This is a genomic window from Thermacetogenium phaeum DSM 12270 (assembly GCF_000305935.1).
Lineage (GTDB): Bacteria > Bacillota > DSM-12270 > Thermacetogeniales > Thermacetogeniaceae > Thermacetogenium > Thermacetogenium phaeum.
In genome coordinates, this window is the sequence record NC_018870.1 from 1,671,433 (window position 1) to 1,689,789 (window position 18,357).

General features: G+C 54.1%; 18 protein-coding genes and 1 pseudogene. 4 read left to right on the top strand and 15 right to left on the bottom strand.

Annotated features, from left to right (window positions below; translation table 11 throughout):
• Positions 1 to 132: 132 nt before the first annotated feature.
• The gene (locus TPH_RS08290) at positions 133 to 1,377 is read left to right on the top strand and encodes an O-antigen ligase family protein (protein WP_015050746.1); all 1,245 of its coding nucleotides are present in this window, start codon (positions 133 to 135) and stop codon (positions 1,375 to 1,377) included.
• A gap of 72 nt (positions 1,378 to 1,449) precedes the next feature.
• On the opposite strand, the gene TPH_RS08295 is transcribed toward TPH_RS08290, so the two are convergent.
• The 9 genes from TPH_RS08295 to TPH_RS08335 all read right to left on the bottom strand — a co-directional run bounded on the left by TPH_RS08295 (position 1,450) and on the right by TPH_RS08335 (position 11,365).
• The gene (locus tag TPH_RS08295) at positions 1,450 to 1,881 is read right to left on the bottom strand and encodes a type IV pilin protein (RefSeq protein ID WP_015050747.1); all 432 of its coding nucleotides are present in this window, start codon (positions 1,879 to 1,881) and stop codon (positions 1,450 to 1,452) included.
• A 358-nt stretch (positions 1,882 to 2,239) separates the two neighbouring features.
• On the bottom strand, positions 2,240 to 3,463 hold the full coding sequence (locus TPH_RS08300; RefSeq protein WP_015050748.1) for a type II secretion system F family protein: 1,224 nt from the start codon (positions 3,461 to 3,463) through the stop codon (positions 2,240 to 2,242).
• A 1-nt stretch (position 3,464) separates the two neighbouring features.
• Positions 3,465 to 4,568 (bottom strand): type IV pilus twitching motility protein PilT, encoded by a 1,104-nt coding sequence (locus tag TPH_RS08305; RefSeq protein WP_015050749.1) that lies wholly within the window; start codon positions 4,566 to 4,568, stop codon positions 3,465 to 3,467.
• 2 nt (positions 4,569 to 4,570) lie between these two features.
• A complete protein-coding gene (locus TPH_RS08310) occupies positions 4,571 to 6,232 on the bottom strand; it encodes a GspE/PulE family protein (RefSeq protein ID WP_015050750.1) in 1,662 nt (553 codons plus the stop codon).
• Between the two features lie 312 nt (positions 6,233 to 6,544).
• The gene (locus TPH_RS08315; RefSeq protein WP_015050751.1) at positions 6,545 to 7,576 is read right to left on the bottom strand and encodes a type IV pilus twitching motility protein PilT; all 1,032 of its coding nucleotides are present in this window, start codon (positions 7,574 to 7,576) and stop codon (positions 6,545 to 6,547) included.
• 15 nt (positions 7,577 to 7,591) lie between these two features.
• Positions 7,592 to 8,674 carry a 3-dehydroquinate synthase gene (gene aroB, locus TPH_RS08320; protein WP_015050752.1) on the bottom strand — a complete coding sequence of 361 codons (1,083 nt, stop codon included), beginning with the start codon at positions 8,672 to 8,674 and terminating at the stop codon, positions 7,592 to 7,594.
• The gene (locus tag TPH_RS08325; RefSeq protein ID WP_015050753.1) at positions 8,655 to 9,215 is read right to left on the bottom strand and encodes a shikimate kinase; all 561 of its coding nucleotides are present in this window, start codon (positions 9,213 to 9,215) and stop codon (positions 8,655 to 8,657) included. Before TPH_RS08325 ends, aroB begins: the two co-directional genes overlap by 20 nt.
• A gap of 45 nt (positions 9,216 to 9,260) precedes the next feature.
• Positions 9,261 to 10,439, bottom strand: coding sequence for a chorismate synthase (aroC, locus tag TPH_RS08330; protein WP_015050754.1), 1,179 nt, complete (start codon positions 10,437 to 10,439; stop codon positions 9,261 to 9,263).
• A 20-nt stretch (positions 10,440 to 10,459) separates the two neighbouring features.
• Entirely contained in the window at positions 10,460 to 11,365 is a 906-nt protein-coding gene (locus tag TPH_RS08335) for a shikimate dehydrogenase (protein ID WP_015050755.1), read from the bottom strand.
• Between the two features lie 93 nt (positions 11,366 to 11,458).
• Between TPH_RS08335 and TPH_RS15440 the strand changes: the two genes are divergently transcribed.
• A complete protein-coding gene (locus tag TPH_RS15440; RefSeq protein WP_015050756.1) occupies positions 11,459 to 11,611 on the top strand; it encodes a hypothetical protein in 153 nt (50 codons plus the stop codon).
• 28 nt (positions 11,612 to 11,639) lie between these two features.
• Here TPH_RS15440 and TPH_RS08340 read toward each other — a convergent pair whose 3' ends face one another.
• Complete coding sequence (locus TPH_RS08340; protein ID WP_015050757.1) at positions 11,640 to 12,008, bottom strand: response regulator transcription factor; 369 nt, start codon at positions 12,006 to 12,008, stop codon at positions 11,640 to 11,642.
• A 93-nt stretch (positions 12,009 to 12,101) separates the two neighbouring features.
• Positions 12,102 to 12,596: a YqeG family HAD IIIA-type phosphatase gene (locus TPH_RS08345; protein WP_015050758.1), complete on the bottom strand. Its 495-nt coding sequence runs from the start codon at positions 12,594 to 12,596 to the stop codon at positions 12,102 to 12,104.
• Between the two features lie 334 nt (positions 12,597 to 12,930).
• On the opposite strand from TPH_RS08345, the gene TPH_RS15980 reads away from it, so the two are divergent.
• Positions 12,931 to 13,836 (top strand): YfcE family phosphodiesterase, encoded by a 906-nt coding sequence (locus TPH_RS15980; protein ID WP_015050760.1) that lies wholly within the window; start codon positions 12,931 to 12,933, stop codon positions 13,834 to 13,836.
• A 113-nt stretch (positions 13,837 to 13,949) separates the two neighbouring features.
• On the opposite strand, the gene TPH_RS15685 is transcribed toward TPH_RS15980, so the two are convergent.
• Positions 13,950 to 14,348: a transglutaminase domain-containing protein gene (locus tag TPH_RS15685; protein ID WP_201764550.1), complete on the bottom strand. Its 399-nt coding sequence runs from the start codon at positions 14,346 to 14,348 to the stop codon at positions 13,950 to 13,952.
• Entirely contained in the window at positions 14,329 to 15,285 is a 957-nt protein-coding gene (locus TPH_RS08365) for a copper amine oxidase N-terminal domain-containing protein (protein ID WP_049886108.1), read from the bottom strand. The genes TPH_RS15685 and TPH_RS08365 overlap by 20 nt, the downstream gene beginning before the upstream one ends.
• A 668-nt stretch (positions 15,286 to 15,953) precedes the next feature.
• Here TPH_RS08365 and TPH_RS15985 point away from each other — a divergent pair.
• Positions 15,954 to 16,298, top strand: a pseudogene (locus TPH_RS15985) (sigma-70 family RNA polymerase sigma factor); the annotation flags it as partial.
• Here TPH_RS15985 and TPH_RS08375 read toward each other — a convergent pair.
• On the bottom strand, positions 16,294 to 17,847 hold the full coding sequence (locus TPH_RS08375; protein WP_015050762.1) for a recombinase family protein: 1,554 nt from the start codon (positions 17,845 to 17,847) through the stop codon (positions 16,294 to 16,296). The pseudogene TPH_RS15985 and the gene TPH_RS08375 overlap by 5 nt on opposite strands.
• Positions 17,820 to 17,990, bottom strand: a complete 171-nt coding sequence (locus tag TPH_RS15445) for a hypothetical protein (RefSeq protein WP_015050763.1) — start codon at positions 17,988 to 17,990, stop codon at positions 17,820 to 17,822. Before TPH_RS15445 ends, TPH_RS08375 begins: the two co-directional genes overlap by 28 nt.
• Positions 17,991 to 18,357 lie beyond the last annotated feature (367 nt).

The window sequence follows — 18,357 nt, forward strand, 5'->3', positions numbered from 1 at the left end:
CTATCACTAAGGGGACTCCAGCCATTTAGGCAGGAAAAGGATGGGGATGTGTCGAACTTGCTACCCGGCAGCTCCGGCCGCAGAACACCCCCGCTGCCATATAGCTGCGGGATACATTCAGGTGATAATAAAGTGAAATTTTTGAAGGCTCTCGGAACGAGGCAGCGGACAAAAATTAATTGCGATATCAGATACATTCTGCTCTGGTTGATGCTGTCCGTTTATCCCCTGCTGGTAATTCCCCATCCGTTTTACATCATTTCTCCTGCCGGTGTGGCCCCACCGGGGTACTTTTATGCCCCCAGGTATGTTGTTCTGGTCTGTTTAAGCCTGGTCGCCCTCGCCGTCCTGATCAAAGACAAAAAACCGCTCAACCATCCGGTACTGCTCCCGCTGCTGCTTTTTTTAACCTGCGCCATGACATCCTCGTTCCTGGCAGCCGTCCCCATGACGGCATGGATCGGCAGCCCCTTCAGGTTTACCGGTTTCAGCACCTATTTCTGCTGTTTCATCCTGTTTATCCTGGCCCTGCAGAACAATCAAAAAACCACCGAACTGTTAAAGTGGATGATTTTCTGCGCCGCCGCCGTTTCCTTTCTGGCCTTGCTGCAGTACTTCGGGATCAACCTCGTTCCCCACGAACCGGGAAGGGAAGCAACCTACCCCTACGGAACCCTTGCCAATCCGAACTTTTTAGGCACTTACACGGCATTTGTCCTCCCGGCGGCGCTGTTTTTCTTTCTGCAGCACCAAAAGCCGTCCTGGCTGTTCTGCTCAGGACTCATTTACGCCGGTCTCCTGGTCAGCCTCTGCAGGGGAGCCTGGCTGGCATCGCTGGCCGGATTCCTCGTCATCGTTTATTTTGCTTTAAGAGAGCAAGACAAACGGTCTGCGGTTATAAGATTGAGTTTTGTCTTGCTGGCAGTGACCGTCCTGCTCCTGCCGGCCCGGGACGGCCTGCTGTTATCCAGGATCCTGACCGTACCCGGCGAGATGGGAAAAGCGGCCATGCTCGAGGCAGATGCCGGTTCTTACCGCATCTTCATCTGGGAGAGGGTATCCAGGCTGTTCCTGCACTACTGGGCGTTCGGGATCGGCCCCGACCACCTCATCTACGCCAAAATAATCACCCCGAACCACGCCCTGGTGGATAAAGCCCATAACGTCTTCCTGGAGATTGCGGTGACGATGGGGACCTTTGCGCTGCTGTCCTATCTGGCCTTTCTGAGCTTTTTCTTCCGCCGCCCCCGAAACCGGACGGGATTCCTGCTGCTGGTGATGATCTCCGTCTACCTGGTGCAGGGGCTGTTCAACATCGACGTCGTCATGGTCATGCCGCTGTTCTGGATCGTCTTGGGGTTGGCGGCGGGAAGATAAGCATAATAAGAAGGATGCACAGAGTACTTCATTACTCAATACATCCTTCTAGAAAACTAATCATAATAGCAATTATTCACCGGAACCAAAATCGGGCTCTGTTGATTTACCATCTTGCCCTTCTCCTACAAGTTTGCCCGCTCTGAATGTTGCTGTTGTTATAATTTTGTAACTATTACCGCCTCCCTCATATATATACTGTATACTGTCGTTACCCTCTGTACTTATACTTATCCTATCCGTTGCAAGCCCCGCTTTAACAAGCTCTCTATCATTTTCGTCATCCGGATACTCACCCTTCTCAGCGTAATAACTGTCCAGTGCCGCCTGCATAGTCGTGATCTCACTCTTTGCCTTGGTCACCTTGGCCCTCTCCACGTACCCCAGATAAAACCTGATGCCTCCTGCGATCAGCACCGCAATGATGATCAGCACGACCATCATTTCGATCATCGTAAAACCCTTATCATTGCCGAAATATTTGCTGAAATACCTTTTCAGCACTTCTCCTCTCCCCTTTCTTTCCAAGTCTCAAGCAATAAAAGAGTAATCTAACCATCATTCAACGGTTTACCTTAGGCCCACCCCCTACGAAACATCCTCAATTCTGACAAAAAGTTACCGGTGCAACCATATTTCATCAGTATATTATAAACGGTTATTTCTCAGAACAAAATGCGACTTCACAACCAAAACTTCTGACAATTCAGTTTCGATCTTAATAACTTAATAAATATCTCAAACAATAGACGTCCAAAGCTTGAGGAAGCCGGTTCCGGAGCAGCCCCGACCCGCCTCTGCCTGTTTCATCCCTCTGCAACCGCAGAGAGCAGCACGGGCAAGAAGCAGGCCGGGAGGTGTTTTACATGGCGCCCCCCTGAATCGCCCCGGAGAGGCCGAACATGGGCAGATAAATGGAGATTGCGATAAACCCCACCAGAATCCCGACGAGGGCTATCAACAAAGGCTCGACGATGCTGGAAAGCCGCTCCACCGTCTCCGCGGTCTCCCGCTCGTAGAAGTCGGACAGCTTCTCCAGCAGGTCGTCCAGGGTGCCCGCCTCTTCCCCAACGGCGATCATATTGACGGCCATGGGAGGGAATACCTTGCTCTTAAGCAGCGCTCCGGCCATTCTCTCCCCCTCCTTGACACCCGCCCGGGCGGCTGCCAGTTCCGCAGCAGCAACTGTGTTGCCGGCGATCCGTTCCACCGTTTCCAGCGACTGCAGCATGGGAACGCCGCTTTGCAGGAGGGCGGCAAAGGTGCGGGCGAATCTGGCGACGACGGTCTTGCTGACGAGAGGCCCCACAACTGGCATTCGAAGAAGCAGCCGGTCAAGGTAGGCCTTCCCCTTTTTCGTGGCCAGAGCGTACCTCAGCCCGAGAAAGAGTGCGGCCAAGAGCAGCAGCCAGAGATACCAGTACTGCGTCAGCAGCGTGCTCGCCCCGATGACCATCCTCGTGGGAAGGGGCAGCTCCGCTCCCATCTCGTTGAAAATATCGACAAACACCGGTACGATGAGGATCAACAGAGCAACGACGGCAGCAACGGCAATGCCAGCCACGAAGAGGGGGTAGGTCATGGCGGACTTGACCTTCTCCCTGATTTCGTGCTCTTTTTCAAAGTGCACGGCCAGCCGGAGCAGGGTTTGCTCCAGTCTCCCGCTTACCTCGCCGGCAACCAGCATGTTGATCAAGATCTCCGGCAGCTGCCGGCGGTGTTGATTAAAGGCATCGCTCAAACCCTTCCCTTTTTCGACGTCCGTTATAACCTCCCTGAGAATCCTCTGCAGCTGCCTGTTTTGTGCCTGCTTGGCCAGTACATCCAGGCACTTCAAAAGGGGAATGCCCGCACCGACCATGGTGGCAAACTGCCGGCAAAAAACGGCCAGATCCCTGACTCCTATCTTAACGGCGAAAAGTTCGCGCCAATCGAGGCCGATGGTACGCACCGGCTCGATGCTGACCACAAAGAGATTTTTTTCACGCAGCAGAGCAACGGCCGTACCCGTGTTCTCCGCCTCTACCCTCCCGGTGACCAGCCGGCCGGCGAGATTTCGCGCCCTGTAGGCAAAAAGCTGCGGCATCTCATTCCTCTCCTTTTCCCAGGATGCTCTCAGGCTCAAGCGCCCTGCTTAAAACCTCTTCTTTGCCGATCATTCCCTTCCGATAAAGCACCCGCAGGGACATGTCCAGCGTCTGCATACCGTACTTCCCCCCCGTCTGGATCTGCGAAGGTATCTGGTAGGTCTTCCCTTCACGGATCAGATTTCTGATGGCGGGGGTGGCCACCAGGATCTCCAGGGCCAGCGCCCGGCCCGGAACGTCTTTTCGGGGTATCAGCTGCTGCGAAATTACTCCCTCGATGGTATTGGCCAGCTGCACCTTCACCTGCTGCTGCTGGGCAGAGGGAAAGACGTCGATGATCCTGTCGATGGTTTCGGCGGCACTGGAGGTATGCAGGGTTGCCAGAACAAGGTGGCCGGTTTCGGCAGCGGTAATGGCTGTGGCTATGGTCTCCAGGTCGCGCATCTCGCCCACCAGGATGACGTCAGGGTCCTCACGCAAGGCCGCCCGCAGAGCCGTGGCAAAGGATTGGGTGTCCTCGCCGATTTCCCGCTGGTTGACGATGCCCAGCTTGTGCCTGTGGAGGTACTCGATGGGGTCTTCCAGAGTGATGATGTGCAGCCTCTTCTCCTTGTTAATTAAATCGATCATCGCCGCCAGGGTTGTGGATTTACCGCTGCCGGTGGGGCCCGTCACCAAAATGAGGCCGTGCGGCCTTCTGGACAGGTAGGCAACCACCGGAGGGAGCCCCAGCTCCTCAAAAGAGGGGATCGTCGTGCTCAGCAGGCGCATCACCAGGGTGGTGCTGTTCCTCTGTTTGAAGACGTTCGCCCTCACTCGGGTAACCCCGGGGAGCGAATAGGAGAAGTCCAGTTCCCCTTTTTTCGCATATCGCTCGTACTGGTCCTCCCTCATCATTTCCCGCGCCAGGAGATCTGTATCCTCCGGTGAAAAGATTCCGATCTCCTCCGGTTTGATTACGTCCAGCCGGCCTCTCAGCTGCGGGTCATCAAGGGGGAAAAGGGCGCCGTTGATCCTGAAGACCGGAGGCCTGCCGACCGTTATGTGGACATCGGAAGCACCGAGCTTAGCAGCCTGGGTGAGAATGGCGTTAATGTCTGCCATCATCACTCATCCTCCCTGTAGGCAACGCGCATAACCTCTTTAATAGTGGTTATGCCCTGGAGCACCTTGGCGATACCGTCATCCTTCAAAGAGACCATCCCCTCCTGTAGAGCCAGCTGCCGCAGCTCTTCGGCAGAAGCTCTCCGCAGAATGAGCTTCTGCAAGGCGGGCGTAACGGGCAGAACCTCCACGACGGCAATCCGACCGCGGTACCCCGTATTATTGCATTTTTCACAACCCACCCCGGCATAGAGGGGGGTACCCGGCTCCAACCCGGCAAAGGCCATTTCGGCCTCACCCGGAGTATACGGCTGCCTGCAATTCTCACAAATGCAGCGCACCAGGCGCTGGGCTACCACACCCAGCACCGAAGAGGCCACCATGAAAGGTTCCACTCCCATGTCCAGCAACCGGATGATCGCCCCCGGAGCATCATTGGTATGCATCGTCGAGAGCACGAGGTGCCCTGTATTGGCGCTGCGGACAGCGATCTCGGCGGTTTCCAGGTCGCGTATCTCTCCGATCAGGATGATATCAGGGTCCTGCCGCAAGATCGCCCTCAGGTAAGTGGCAAAGGTTGCCCCGATCCTGGTGTTGACCTGAGCCTGATTGACGCCGTCCAGCAGGTATTCCACAGGGTCTTCAACGGTAACGATGTTCTTCTCCTCGGAATCAAGCCCCGCCAATGCCGTGTACAGGGTGGTGGTCTTCCCACTCCCCGTCGGGCCTGTCACAAGCACCATTCCGTAAGAGCTGGACAGAAAGCGGGAGAAACGCCGCAGGTTGTAATCGGAAAAACCCAATCCCTCCAGGGTGTAGTTTTTTATGCTGTCTTTATCGAGAATCCTGATAACAACCTTTTCGCCGTAGACGGTCGGCATGGTGGAAATCCTTAAGTCCAGGTTGCGCTCCGGCAGCTTGAGGGAAATGCGCCCGTCCTGAGGCATGCGCCTTTCGGAGATGTCCATGTTGGCCATGATCTTAATGCGGGAAACCACGGAATAAATCATCTTCCGGGGGAGATTCATTACGGTATGCATGACTCCGTCGATCCGGTAGCGCACCCTGATCTCCGATTTGAACGGTTCGATATGAATATCGCTGGCCTCATTCTCGACGGCCCTCATGATCAGAGAATTGACCAGCCTGATCAGAGGTGCGTCGTCGATCAGTGCTTCCTCGACGTCCTCTGCCTCCTCATCGGCAGCGTCCTGCCCGGCATACTCCTGCATCGCCTTCTCGACTTCCGGAATCCCAAAATGCCTTTCTATAAGAGAGCTTATCTCCTTTTCATCTGCCTTTAAGGGTTCAATAATGTGGCCGGTGAGCAGCCTCAGGTCATCCAGGACAACCACATTTTGGGGATCGGCCATCGCCAGATAAAGGCGCTCCCCTTCTTTCCGGATAGGGAAAACTCTATACTTGCGGATCACCTCTTCCGGCACGATTTCCAGCAGTGCAGTATCGATCTCTTCCTTGAGGTCAAGCTCTTCGACACCGAGGACCTTCTTCAGTTCCTCCTCATCGAGCAGGTTCATTTCGACCAGAATCTGGCCCAGCAGCTGACCTGTACGGGACTGAATCAACAAAGCCTGATTCAGCTGTTCCTCTGTAATCAGGCCTTTTTCAATGAGTTTCTCTCCCAGTTTTTTTCTCCCGGCCACAGAATTACCTCACTTCGGTAGTCTAGGGTAAAGACGACACTGTAAAACACATTGCATCGGGCTGTTAGCCGTTAAGCCAAAAATCGGCTTCGCAGACTGAAGCCGGATGATCATCCATTTTCTTCGACAGATCTTTCTTTTTTCCTGCATTTTTAAAAAAGATCGCTTCCGACCCTTCTTGGATGGGCGAAACTTTGGTAGATAAGGATGAGGCGGCGGAAAACAACCGATCCCGGCTATCGGGACTCTGCGGGGGACCAGCCAAAATACGTACGGGGTAACGGTCAAAATTACCTTGCTAGATAAAAATAATCACCTGCCCTGGGGAAGGGCTTCAGAACAGGGGACGATCCCCTCTTCACAAAGCCTCTTCAGAGAGGCGGCAAGCGTCTGCATGCCGTACCGTCCCCCTGCCTCGATCGTGGACGGCAGCTGCCGGAGAGCTCCATCCCGGATCAGGCTTCTCACCGCCGGGGTAGCGATCAGAACCTCCACAGCCGGCACCAGGCCCGTTCCACTGGCCCGCGGGAACAGCCGCTGGGAAACCACACCCTGCAGCACAGCCGCCAGCCGGACCATCATCTGCTGTCTGCAATCAGGTGGAAAATTTCCGATCAGACGCTCCACAGTTTGGGTGGCATCGAGGGCAGGGAAACCGGCGATGATCAGGTGCCCCCTTTCGGCCGCCGAGATGGCCGCCCGGACGGCCTCCCCGTCGGGCAGTTCCCCGGCAATGATGACGTCGGCTCCCTGTGCGAGGGCGCTACGCAAACCGCAGTAAAAAGAAGGGGTATCCTCACCGACCTCCCGCTGGCTGACGATGCTCATCTGATGGCGGTGAAGGTACTCGATAGGGTTTTCCAGAGTGATCACCAGGCAGCTGCGCCCCCTGTTGATCAGATCGACCATCGCCGCCAGGGTCGTCGTTTTCCCGCTTCTGGTAGGGCCTGTCACCAGGATCAGCCCCTGAGAACAGAGCGCCAGATTTTTAACGGCCTCCGGCAGCCCGAGCTCCTCGATAGATGGGACTGCGTCGGGAATCGGCCGCAGGGAGAGGGCACAGACCCCCTGTTGGCGGTAAACAGCGGCCCGGAACCGCCCGACACCCGGAATTGAGGAAGCGGCAACGATCTCCCCTGCCCCGGCAAAGCGCTCCCACTGCTCATCTGACAGCAGAAAACGGGCAAAACGCTCGGTGTCCCCGGCGCTCAAAAGGGGGGCATCCATTTTTACCAGGCGACTGTCGACACGGAGCACAGGAGGAGCTCCGGCGGCTAGGTAGAGGTCGGTTGCCCCTTTCCCAACTGCGGTTAAAAGGATTTCCTTCGCCTCCAGGCGTTCCATCAGTTCCCTCCCCGTTTAAGAGCGGCATTCTTCCAGCGCCGCCACCACTTCGTCGTCGCTGACATCGTCGAAGACCTCCACCCGACCCAGAGTGAGAGGGAGCACGAAGCGCGGCCGGCCGCGGTGCGCCTTTTTGTCCCGGGGCAGAATTCTGACCACATCCTCTGCTTTAAAAGGAGAGGAAACGGGAAGGCCGGCGCGTCGGAGAAGGCATACGAGCCGCTCCCTTTCCGCCTCTTTCAGCAGACCTCTGGCTGCAGCTATCGCCGAGGCAACCGCCATCCCCACGGCGATCGCCTCACCGTGCCTGTACACACGGTAACCGGTCAGGGCTTCCAGGGCGTGTCCTATTGTATGGCCGAAGTTGAGGATCGCCCGCGGCCCCTTTTCCCGCTCATCCATCTGCACGATTTCCGCTTTGACGGCGCACGATCTTTTGACAACCCTGATCAGGGCCTCCTCCTGCAGCGCCATTACTTCCTCCAGGTTCTCCTCCAGGTAGCGGAAAAACGCCGCATCCCGGATAACACCGTACTTGATCACCTCGGCCAGGCCGGAGCGCACCTCCCGCGGTTCCAGGGTACGCAGCACCTGAACATCAGTAAAAGTGAGCCGCGGTTGATAAAAGCAGCCGATGGTGTTTTTTCCCAGCGGATGGTTAACGGCGACCTTCCCTCCGACAGAACTGTCTACCTGGGCCAGCAGGGTAGTCGGCACCTGTATGTAAGAAACGCCGCGCATATAGGTGGCGGCCACAAATCCCGCCAGATCGCCGATCACCCCTCCCCCGAGGGCCACAACGGCGCCTCCCCGTTCCAGCCCACCATCGAGGGCAGCGGTATAAAGGATCTCGGCAGACTGCAGAGATTTATACTGCTCACCAGCAGGTAATTCCCGGTATAAAACCTCGAAACCGGCTTTTTTCAGGGAGTTTTTCACCCTCTCCCCGTACAGCGAGCCGACAATTTCATCGGTAACCAAAAAGAGGCGCGGCCCGCAACCGAGTTGCCCCACGGCCTCGCCAAGGCTGTCGAGGATACCGGATCCAATGACGATAGAATAACTGCGTTCCCCGAGTTCAACCCGCAGAGAATCCACAACCACAACTCCCTTCGCAAACCCATCCCTGTTCCTGCAGAAACCGGATTATTCTGGTGACAGTCTCATCAGCTGTAATATCTGATGTGTCGATGCGCAGATCGCAGTCTCGGTAATAGGGGGCCCTTGCATCCAAAAGTGCGGCTATTCGCTTCACCAGATCGCCCTTTCCGTTCAAAAGGGGGCGCCCTCCCGCTCCGCCCACTCTCCCGGCAATCACCTCCGGCCTGGCCTCGAGCAGGACGATGTAACCGTTCTCCCGCAGTCTCTTGACGTTCTCCGGGTTCAGCACAACACCACCGCCGGTAGCGATGACGCACTTTCGCGCGGCCGCCGCCCAGGCGACGGCGCGGCGCTCTTCCAGGCGGAACCGCTCTTCCCCAAACTTTCGGAAGATCTCCGGTATGGTAAGGCCGGTTGCCTCCTCGACCATGTCGTCCGTGTCCAGAAATGCCATTTTTAACCGGGAGGCCAGCCTTCTTCCGACGGCGGTTTTGCCCGTTCCCATAAAACCTGTCAGCACAACGTTCTCCCTGGCCATCTCCTAATTTCCACATCCACTCCGCAAGCGGTCTGTAACAACTTATTAAATACTCTCCAGGTAAGCAAGGTACTCCTTCCAGCCTCTCCTGATCTCCTCCAGGGTATCGCCACCAAACTTTTCTATAACGGCATCCGCCAGGACCCATGCCACCATCGCCTCAGCCACCACGGCCGCCGCGGGGACAATGCAGACGTCGCTTCTTTCCACCGCAGCAGCGGTCTCCCTTTTCGTTCCGATATCCACGCTCGCCAGAGGTTTACCCAAAGTAGGGATGGGCTTGACTGCCGCCCTCAGCACCAACGGCTCCCCGTTGGTGACCCCACCTTCAAGCCCTCCGGCATTGTTGGTCTTCCGGAAGAACCCTCTGCCGTCTGCGTAGTAGATCGGGTCATGGTAGCCGGAACCCTCAATTCCGGCTCCGCGAAAACCGAGCCCGATCTCCACCCCCTTCACCGAAGGAATACCCATCACTGCCGCTGCCAGCCTGGCATCGAGGCGGCGGTCCCAGTGGACGTAACTGCCGATTCCCGGGGGGAGACCGATGCAGACGACCTCAAACACCCCACCCAGGGTGTCCTCTCTTTCCCTGGCGGCATCGATCTCCGCCATCATAGCAGCTGCTGCTCTGCCGTCGGCACAACCCACCGGGGACCGGGCCGCAGCCTCGGCCAGATCCGTGTAATCCACATCCGGACCATATGCGGGAGCAGCAGCACTCCCGATCTGAACGACATGGCTGAAAATCCAGCACCCCAGGGAATCCAGCAGCAGCCTCCCCAGCGTCCCGGCGGCAACCCGGACCGCCGTTTCCCGGGCACTTGCCCTTTCCAGCACATTGCGCAGATCCTGCTGCCGGTACTTCATACCACCCGCCAGATCGGCATGCCCCGGTCGCGGTCTGGTAACAGCCTTCGCCGTCTCCTTCTCCTCGACAATCTGCTCTGGATCGGGAGACATCACCTCGATCCAGTTTTCCCAATCCCGATTCCTTATTTGCAGGGTGATCGGGCTCCCCAGGGTTATGCCCTTGCGCACTCCCGAGAGGATCTCGACACAGTCCCTCTCAATCTTCATGCGCCCACCTCGGCCGTACGTGGACTGCCTTCTTCGAAGCTGAGCGTCGATTGCCTCTTTATCGACAACCACCCCGGCCGGAAAACCCTCGACTATGGCCGTCAGTACCGGCCCATGTGACTCGCCCGCCGTCAATAAACGCAACATCACACTGCCCCATTTCTTTTTTAATTTCCTGCTTCAATACCTCCGCCCTTGCCGCCCTTATAAGATAAAAGACACTCCTCAACCGCCTCCCTCATGGCGGCGACAGGAGCCTCTATTCCCGTCCACAGCTCAAACGCCAAGGCGCCCTGGGCAACCAGCATTCCCACCCCGTTCAAGACACGGCAGCCTGCTGCGGCTGCATCAGCAAGCAGCTTCGTCCGGATGGGGTTGTACACCAGATCACAAACAAGGATCCCGGGGGGAAGCTTTTCGGCAGGTATGGGAGAAGAATGGCAGTCAGGAAACATGCCTACCGGTGTGGCATTGACGACCAGGTCGGCGCCCTTAAGTGCCTCTTCTAAAAGGCCATCATGAAAGGATCCCGCCGCCGTGCAGCATCCGGTCTTTCTCTCGAGATCTGCGGCCAGCGTCCGCGCTCTTCCGGGATCCCTGTTAATAACGGAAAGAGAAACAGCACCGCCGATGGCGAGCGCAAAAGCCACCGCCCGGGCCGCGCCGCCCGCCCCCAGGACAACGGCCTTTTTACCGGTAGCCTCGAAACCCGCTTCTTCCCGCAGCGAGCGGAGAAAACCGGCAGCATCGGTGTTATACCCGCAAAGGCGATTCTCCCTACGAACAACGGCGTTGACCGCTCCTATCAACTCCGCCTCCCGGTCGACCTCATCCAGGTACTTTAGAACGCTCTCCTTATGGGGTATAGTTATGTTGACCCCACCGAGGCCGAGTGCACGTATCGCCGCAACGGCAGTAGCCAGCCCATCCCTTTTCACGCGCAAAGGGACGTAACAGCAATCCAGTCCGCAGGCCGCAAACGCCCTGTTCTGCATTACAGGTGACAAAGAATGGCCGACAGGATCGCCGTAAAGAGCGAATACCTTTGTCTGCCCACCGATCGCTATTCCCATTAGATCAGTTCCCCCGCGAAATCCAGGTTAAAAAATACATAACTGTTCTTTTTCCAGTTCATAATAAGTTATAAACGTAAAAGGAGGGCTACGATGTCACACCACCTAAATGACCTCGAAATAGCCAGTATTTCTCAAGAGGCGTTGCAAAAATTACAGGAAGCAGAAAAGGAAATCAATCAACTCAAAGGAGGTAACCGCACGGAAGAAGTCTATCTGCTGGCTCTCACAAAGCGGGGGCGATAAGGTATTATCGCCCCTTATCACTTTGATTTCACACCAGCGATAGACACTCCTGCATCCTCTCAATGAGCTTATTAAAATCCAGCGGCTTGGTCAGATGCAAATCCGACCCGGCCTCTTTTGCCTTTTCCCGAATCATTTCATCCTGATCACCCGAATAGGTGATCACCACCGTTTCCGGCCACCTCTCTTTGATCAGCCTCGTCGCAGTAATGCCATCCATGACAGGCATACGGACATCCATCAACACCAGTCGGGGACGCTCAGCTTCCATCAGCTGCAGGGCCTCCAACCCGTTCTCTGCTTCCCCTATTACCCGAAATGGAGAAAAAACATTTAAATAGTCGACGACGATAGATCGTAATGCTGAATAATCATCAACAACAAGGACATCCACCATAATATAACTCTCCTGTAGTAATATTGTTTATTTTGGAGGTATATACCAGAAAAATCCCTGCAATATTTTAGCAAAATCTTACTGGAAATATTGTCAGAACGCGTCGACTCTTTTTTTTAAAATAAGTTTCTCCAAAAACCGCATAAATCGTGTTCCGATAAATTCCTCGTTGCTGATAGGAGTTACCAGAATCGTAAACAGGCCCAGCCTGTTGCCTCCCAGCATGTCGGTAAAAAGCTGATCCCCGATCACCGCGGTGGTCTCCGGCTTCGTCCCCATCAGTTCCATCGCCCGGCGGAAACTGCGACGCCGCGGTTTGCGGGCGCGGGCGATAAAGGGAACGCCGGCCCGTTCCGCCACCTCCCGGACCCGGTAATCGGAATTGTTGGAAACGAAACACAGTTTCAAGCCGGTTCGGGCGGCTCGAACTAGCCATTCTGCGGTCTCCTCGGAGAGCCGGGGATTATTCCATTCGGTAAGAGTATTGTCAAGATCCAAAATAATGCCGCGAATGCCGGAAGCATACAGTTCGGAGAGGGGGATGTCGAAGATCGATTTATACATTTTTTTGGGTTGAAGCAGCTGCATTTTTTTACCCCCCGGGCTGACGGAAAGTCCGTATGGTTACCCTTTATTATTCCCACCTAACCTTTCAGGTGGCTCAGTATACATTTTACCTTAAAAGCAATAATAAACCAGGGGTGCCTTGATATCAAGTAGCAAAACAGACCATCCACAGATATAACCCTGTTGCTTCGGCTAGAGGACCAACCCACAGATTCGTCATGAACAGGGTCGGCGTCGAATACCCACTTAATGATCACCCGCTAGCTTCCTCTACTCTTGTGGATTTCTCCAACCCGTGATATAAAAACAAATGAAGCCGTCTGTGCCCACAATCTGCCAGAAAGGGGAGGAAGTTATGCGTATCGGTTTGGTCAGCGACACCCACGGTGAATTGGAAAACCTGAGAGAAGCTACCCGACAACTGGTCGAGGTGCATAATGTCGACAAGATCGTGCACCTGGGAGATGAATGGGAAGACTGCCAGGTCTTTCAGGAAGTGCCGGAAACAGAGGCGATGATAATCCCTGGAGTCTACGCCGTTCAGTATAGGGATCCGTCCATTCCCAACCGGATAATATCGACCATCGAAGGCTGGAAAATACTTTTCACGCATTCACCCGAACCCCACTCCAACGACCTACCCGAAGATCCGGACCCCAAAGAACTGGCCGCAAAACAAGAAATCGATATAGTAGCCTATGGACACACCCACATCCCTGCAGTCGAAGAAAAGGATTACGTGCTAATGGTCAACCTCGGTCACCTCAAGACAGAAGACAAAAAGGGACATCCACCCAGCTATGCCCTCTTGGAGATCCGCCCGAGGGAGGTTAAGGTGAAAATCGTCGAGTTAACAAACCAGAAAACACTGGTCGAACGGACGTTTACCAAAAAGAAGATTACCGTAACCGCTTCTGACCTCAAACTTAGAGGGCTCCTGAACGACACCGAAACAGCTGAGAAAATCTGGGACGCCCTTCCTATTGAAGGCCAGGCCAACCTCTGGGGAGAGGAAATTTATTTCCAGATTCCGGTAGACGCAGAGCTGGAAGACGGGCGGGAAACAGTTGAGCTGGGAGATATCGGCTACTGGCCGCCAGGACCAGCAGTCTGCTTCTTCTTTGGCCCGACACCGGTATCAAAAGGAGATGAGATCCGCCCCTACAGTCCGGTGACGGTCATCGGAAAACTGGTCGATGACCCCAAATTACTGCGGAAGGTAAAAGAAAAGGAAACCGTGAAAATAACTATTTATTGGTGATTTAACCATTTTTTATCCGTCTCCATAGTAGAAATCTGCGTCGACAATGGTGCTCGCATGGACTGAGTCCCGGACTTTAGAGTTGCCACTCTGGTTGTCGCACTATTGAAAAGTTATGAAACAGCGTAAACCAGCGCACTTTTTCCCAGATATTCCAGCGGAATCTCGCCGAGCGACCATCCGAAGTCAGTGGTCTCAAGGTAGAAGTACTTAACCCCATCCTTGTAGTAATAGCTCCCCCAGCAGTCCGGGCACTCCACCCCTACTGCTATGTGGCCGGGGTTGCCGCTGAAGACCAAGAGCGCCGTTCTGTAACCCATAGCTCTGAGAATCGCTGCGAGCAGGATGGACTTGTCTTCACAGTCCCCACCCTCCACCAGCGTCTCAACAGGGTACTTAGGATACTCCCCTTTTTCGCTTATATAAGGTATTGCTTCCTGTACAAAAGCCGCTGCAAACTCTATCCTCTCTCTGGGAGTCCCAGGAGCCTTTTCAGCAATTGCTTCGGCTATCTCTCACCAGCTCGTAATTTTTCTCTTCCGTCACGTAAGGTACATACCCGTCAAGCATCTGCCGGTACTCCGCTCTTTGAAATAGCTGCTGCAACTTTACGTATTCCGACTGAATCTGGAGTAGCTTGCGCTGAGCTTCATAGTACGCATTCATATAAGTCTGGTATTTCCGCCAGGCTTGGTAATAAGAATCACCCGGCAAGATCCTGCACTGTTGATACCAGAAATCCATGTATCGCTTGAGCTCTTCCAGTTGGTATTTTAGTTCATTGAGCCGCTCCAGGTATTCTTTTAAGATGCGTTCATGGATTCTGAGTTGGCTTCTATAATACATGTACATATCTTCCGGAATGTGTATTTGCCACGTCCACTCATTACCCTGTTTATCGCGCCATCTGTACTCTTTTACAATTGACTTGTATGCTCCATTTGTTTCATTAACATCTGTTTCATTAACATCTTTAACCGTAACAGTTCGTGATACCGGGTCCCATTCTATGCTCACGCTTAGAGCCTGCGCCAGCCAACTTATCGGCAGCATGATGCGGCCATTGACTACTTCCGGAGCAACATCCATCATCACAACTGTTCCATTTAATAAAAGCGCTTTATTGCCAACGGTGAGCTGAACGACACGGTCGCCCTTAATAATTGTTACTGTTTTTAAGGCGGGGTCATAAATAATGTTCTCATCAGCTGTTCCTACCGCTTTTGCCGCAAACCGCAACGGCAAGAAGGTTCTACCATCCTTAATGTATGGCGCTGCATCCATTACAACGGTATTGCCGTTCAAAACATACGTATTTTTGCCAACTGTAAAAACCGCAGTATTTCCATCACCGGCCGAAGCGGGCAAGGCACAAATAAAAAGCATTAGTATTGCAACAAGCAAAACGACGTGTCTTCTTTTTACTCTACTTTTGTGTGTTAGGCTCATCCTCGCTACCCCCTTCCTTAAAAAGCCAGAATAGAAAGGGTTCTGACCGATTCGCGGTTTTTCATATATATTCGCTCCCCGATAACAATTTCCTGCCCTGAAAATATGTGTTCATCCTTTACGCTTGCTCCCGGACTCCGGTTTAACTCGCCCTAAGACTTGTCGATAGATAAACAGCCGACCGGCTCCTATGACGGCATCCCTGCCGCAGAGTCGCCTATCTCGACATCCTGTCTCGATTCGGCTGCCGTTTGCTGCTCCTTCGTCAAGGGCGAGTAACAACCTCCGTCAGGTCGCTGCGCCGACAAGGATAAACCCTTTTTTCGTTCCTCTGTTGGTGCCGCCCTGGCGGCATGGTGGTCTACTGTCTTAACTCAAAATGCCATCTCATTTCCTACTTTGGGGCCCATACCGCATCAAGCACCTACCCCACCGCCAACTGTGGCCACAAAACCGCCCACATCCTCCAGCACACCAGGCCTTGCCGGAAGGCCTTCTTATGTGATACATTTGGCTTGTGGGCGGAACAGATCCAGTCTTTGCCCTCAGCAGTGCTTTCTTTCAGTGCCACTTTTTTCGGGCAGGAAAAAAGACAGGCACAATTCTTCCCGGGAAACCATATATTGAAATGTGACAAACATCCGGAGGGGATCATTGTGACCTTGGAGCTGTTCTTGGCAACAGCTTTATATTTTCTCCAGGGGCTCGTTTTCTTCGCAGGCTATATCAGCAACAACACCTTCCCGCAACCTCTGTCTGAAGAGGACGAGGCGTTTTTCCTGCAGCGCATGAAGGAGGGAGATGAGGAGGCACGAAACATCCTGATCGAGCATAACTTGAGGCTCGTCGCCCATATTATAAAAAAATTTGATTCCACGGGAGAGGATCCAGACGACCTTATTTCCATCGGTACAATCGGATTGATCAAAGCCATCAATACATTCAACTCCGAAAAGGGCACTAAACTGGCAACCTATGCAGCCCGCTGCATTGAAAATGAAATATTGATTACGAGAACGGGCGGTAATAACCGGAAACTTGCCTTGGCATTTCCCCGGTTTTCAGCATAACCGTAACGATCACCCCACCCATGCTCTGCTCTGCCTTACCGGGTTGCGGCCTTCCGGCAACGATAATCTGAGAAACCACTGCCCTGATCAGCGCTCTTTTCTCCTCAAAACTTAGATCATCGATTCTTTCGAGCAATCGAAGCGCCAGGCGCTGCAGCTCTTCAAGCGCCGCAGCGCCATCTCCGGCTGCCAGCAAATGACGCTCCAGCTCCTTTTTTCTGTTTTCCAGCCTCTCCCAGCGGCTTTTGAGATCGGCCAGTTTGTTTTTAGTTCTTTCGTCCAGCTCCAACAGACCGGACGCCAAAGCGTCCACTATTTTTTCCTTTCCCTTTTCAATTGCTTTCAAGCGCCCCTTGATGTTTTCATACTCCCGCTCGGTTGTGCTTTTCTTCGACATACACGCTGCTGCTTCCCGGGCTATTGCACCCGCATCGCAGAGAAATCCTTTTATCTGCTCCCAAACTGCATTCTCCAAAACGTCGGCCGGTATTGCTTTGAGAGGGCGGCAGCCAAAACTCCGGGAGACGCATCCCGCCCGGCGGCAGGTGTATCTGCGCCTGCCCGTCCCCCACCACTTAATGAAGGAGCCCCCCATCGTGTTGCTGCAGTCGGCACAGACAAGCAGTCCCGAAAGGAGATATTGATGCCTGCCTTTTTTTGACCAGAGCCGCCGGATCCTCTGAAGTTTCTCCTGTGCCCCGCTCCACGTCCGGTAGTCAACAATGGCCGGGACGGGGATGGTGATCACTTCTTCAGCCGGTCGTGGAGTACGGGTATGCCAGTCCACTTTCCCGTACTTCCACTCCCCTTTGTAAACGGGATTAACCAGGATTTGCTTCACCACCTGCCGGTGCCAGCATCCGGCACCCCTCTTGGTAGGGATCCCCATTTCGTTGAGGCGGTTCGCCACGCCGGCAATCCCGATATCCTCTGTAGTGAACCAGTTAAAAATGCAGGAAACGGTTGCCGCCTCTTCTTCATTTATGGAAACTCTCCCGGTAGCAGGGTCATAGTGGTAGCCGTAGACGTCAAAATTTACCGGTATCCCCCCCTGCCTCGCCTTCTGGAGCTTCCCCCTGGTCATCCGCTCCCGGATCTTCTCCCGCTCATATTCCGCAATGGCTCCCTTAATCGAATAAAACAACCGACCCTCAGGGGTATCTTTCCACTCAAAGTCGAGAAACTCCAGTTTAACACCCGCTTTTTCAAATTCTTCGGTAAGCAATAGTTGATGAGCCAATCTTCGTGAAAGGCGGTCCGGGTCCCGCAGTATCAGACAATCTATTTTGCCCTCACGAACTGCCTCCCGGAGGGCTTCCAGGCCGGGCCTGTTGAGGGTGGCTCCCGAAATTCCTTCATCGGCAAATTCCAGTATCTCCTCTGCTCCTAACTCCACAGCCTTTTTTTTGCAGGCAGACACCTGTTCCGCCAGGCTGAAACCGTGCACTGCCTGCTCTTCGGTGCTCACTCTGGCATAGATTGCCGCACGCATCTTTCTCTTCGTTCCCTCTCTGCAAGCACCTTTTTCGCCAGCAACCGGAAGGCGATTTTCAGGCCATCACCGCCGGTAAAAACAAGCCGCACTTGAGGTCGGCCGTTCACCTCTAAGGGTTTTCCAAGCGGCATCTTCTTCAAGGGCCTCTCCTCCTTTTCTCTCTGTGCATTTTACGTTTTTCTTGGATTGTCCTATGACAAATAGAAAAAACAGAAGAAACACCTCCTGCGTTAGCCGGCCTCTCGCCGCATTCAAAGCCGCTCGGTGAAGAACCCCTGATGGCACCTGGCTTATGTGTTTATGAAAAACTAAAACGGCGAACAACTCCCGTGTACACCTTCAACCCTGGGAACAGGCAGGGATCAAGCTAAACATAAAGCAGTGGATTATTAAATAAAATCGGGGGTTGCGCTAATATAACGTATCTGATATGCTTTTTTCAAGCAAATACTATAATAGAACCCTCAAACTGCTCTCCCACTGTTACGTATATGGAGACAAAACCTG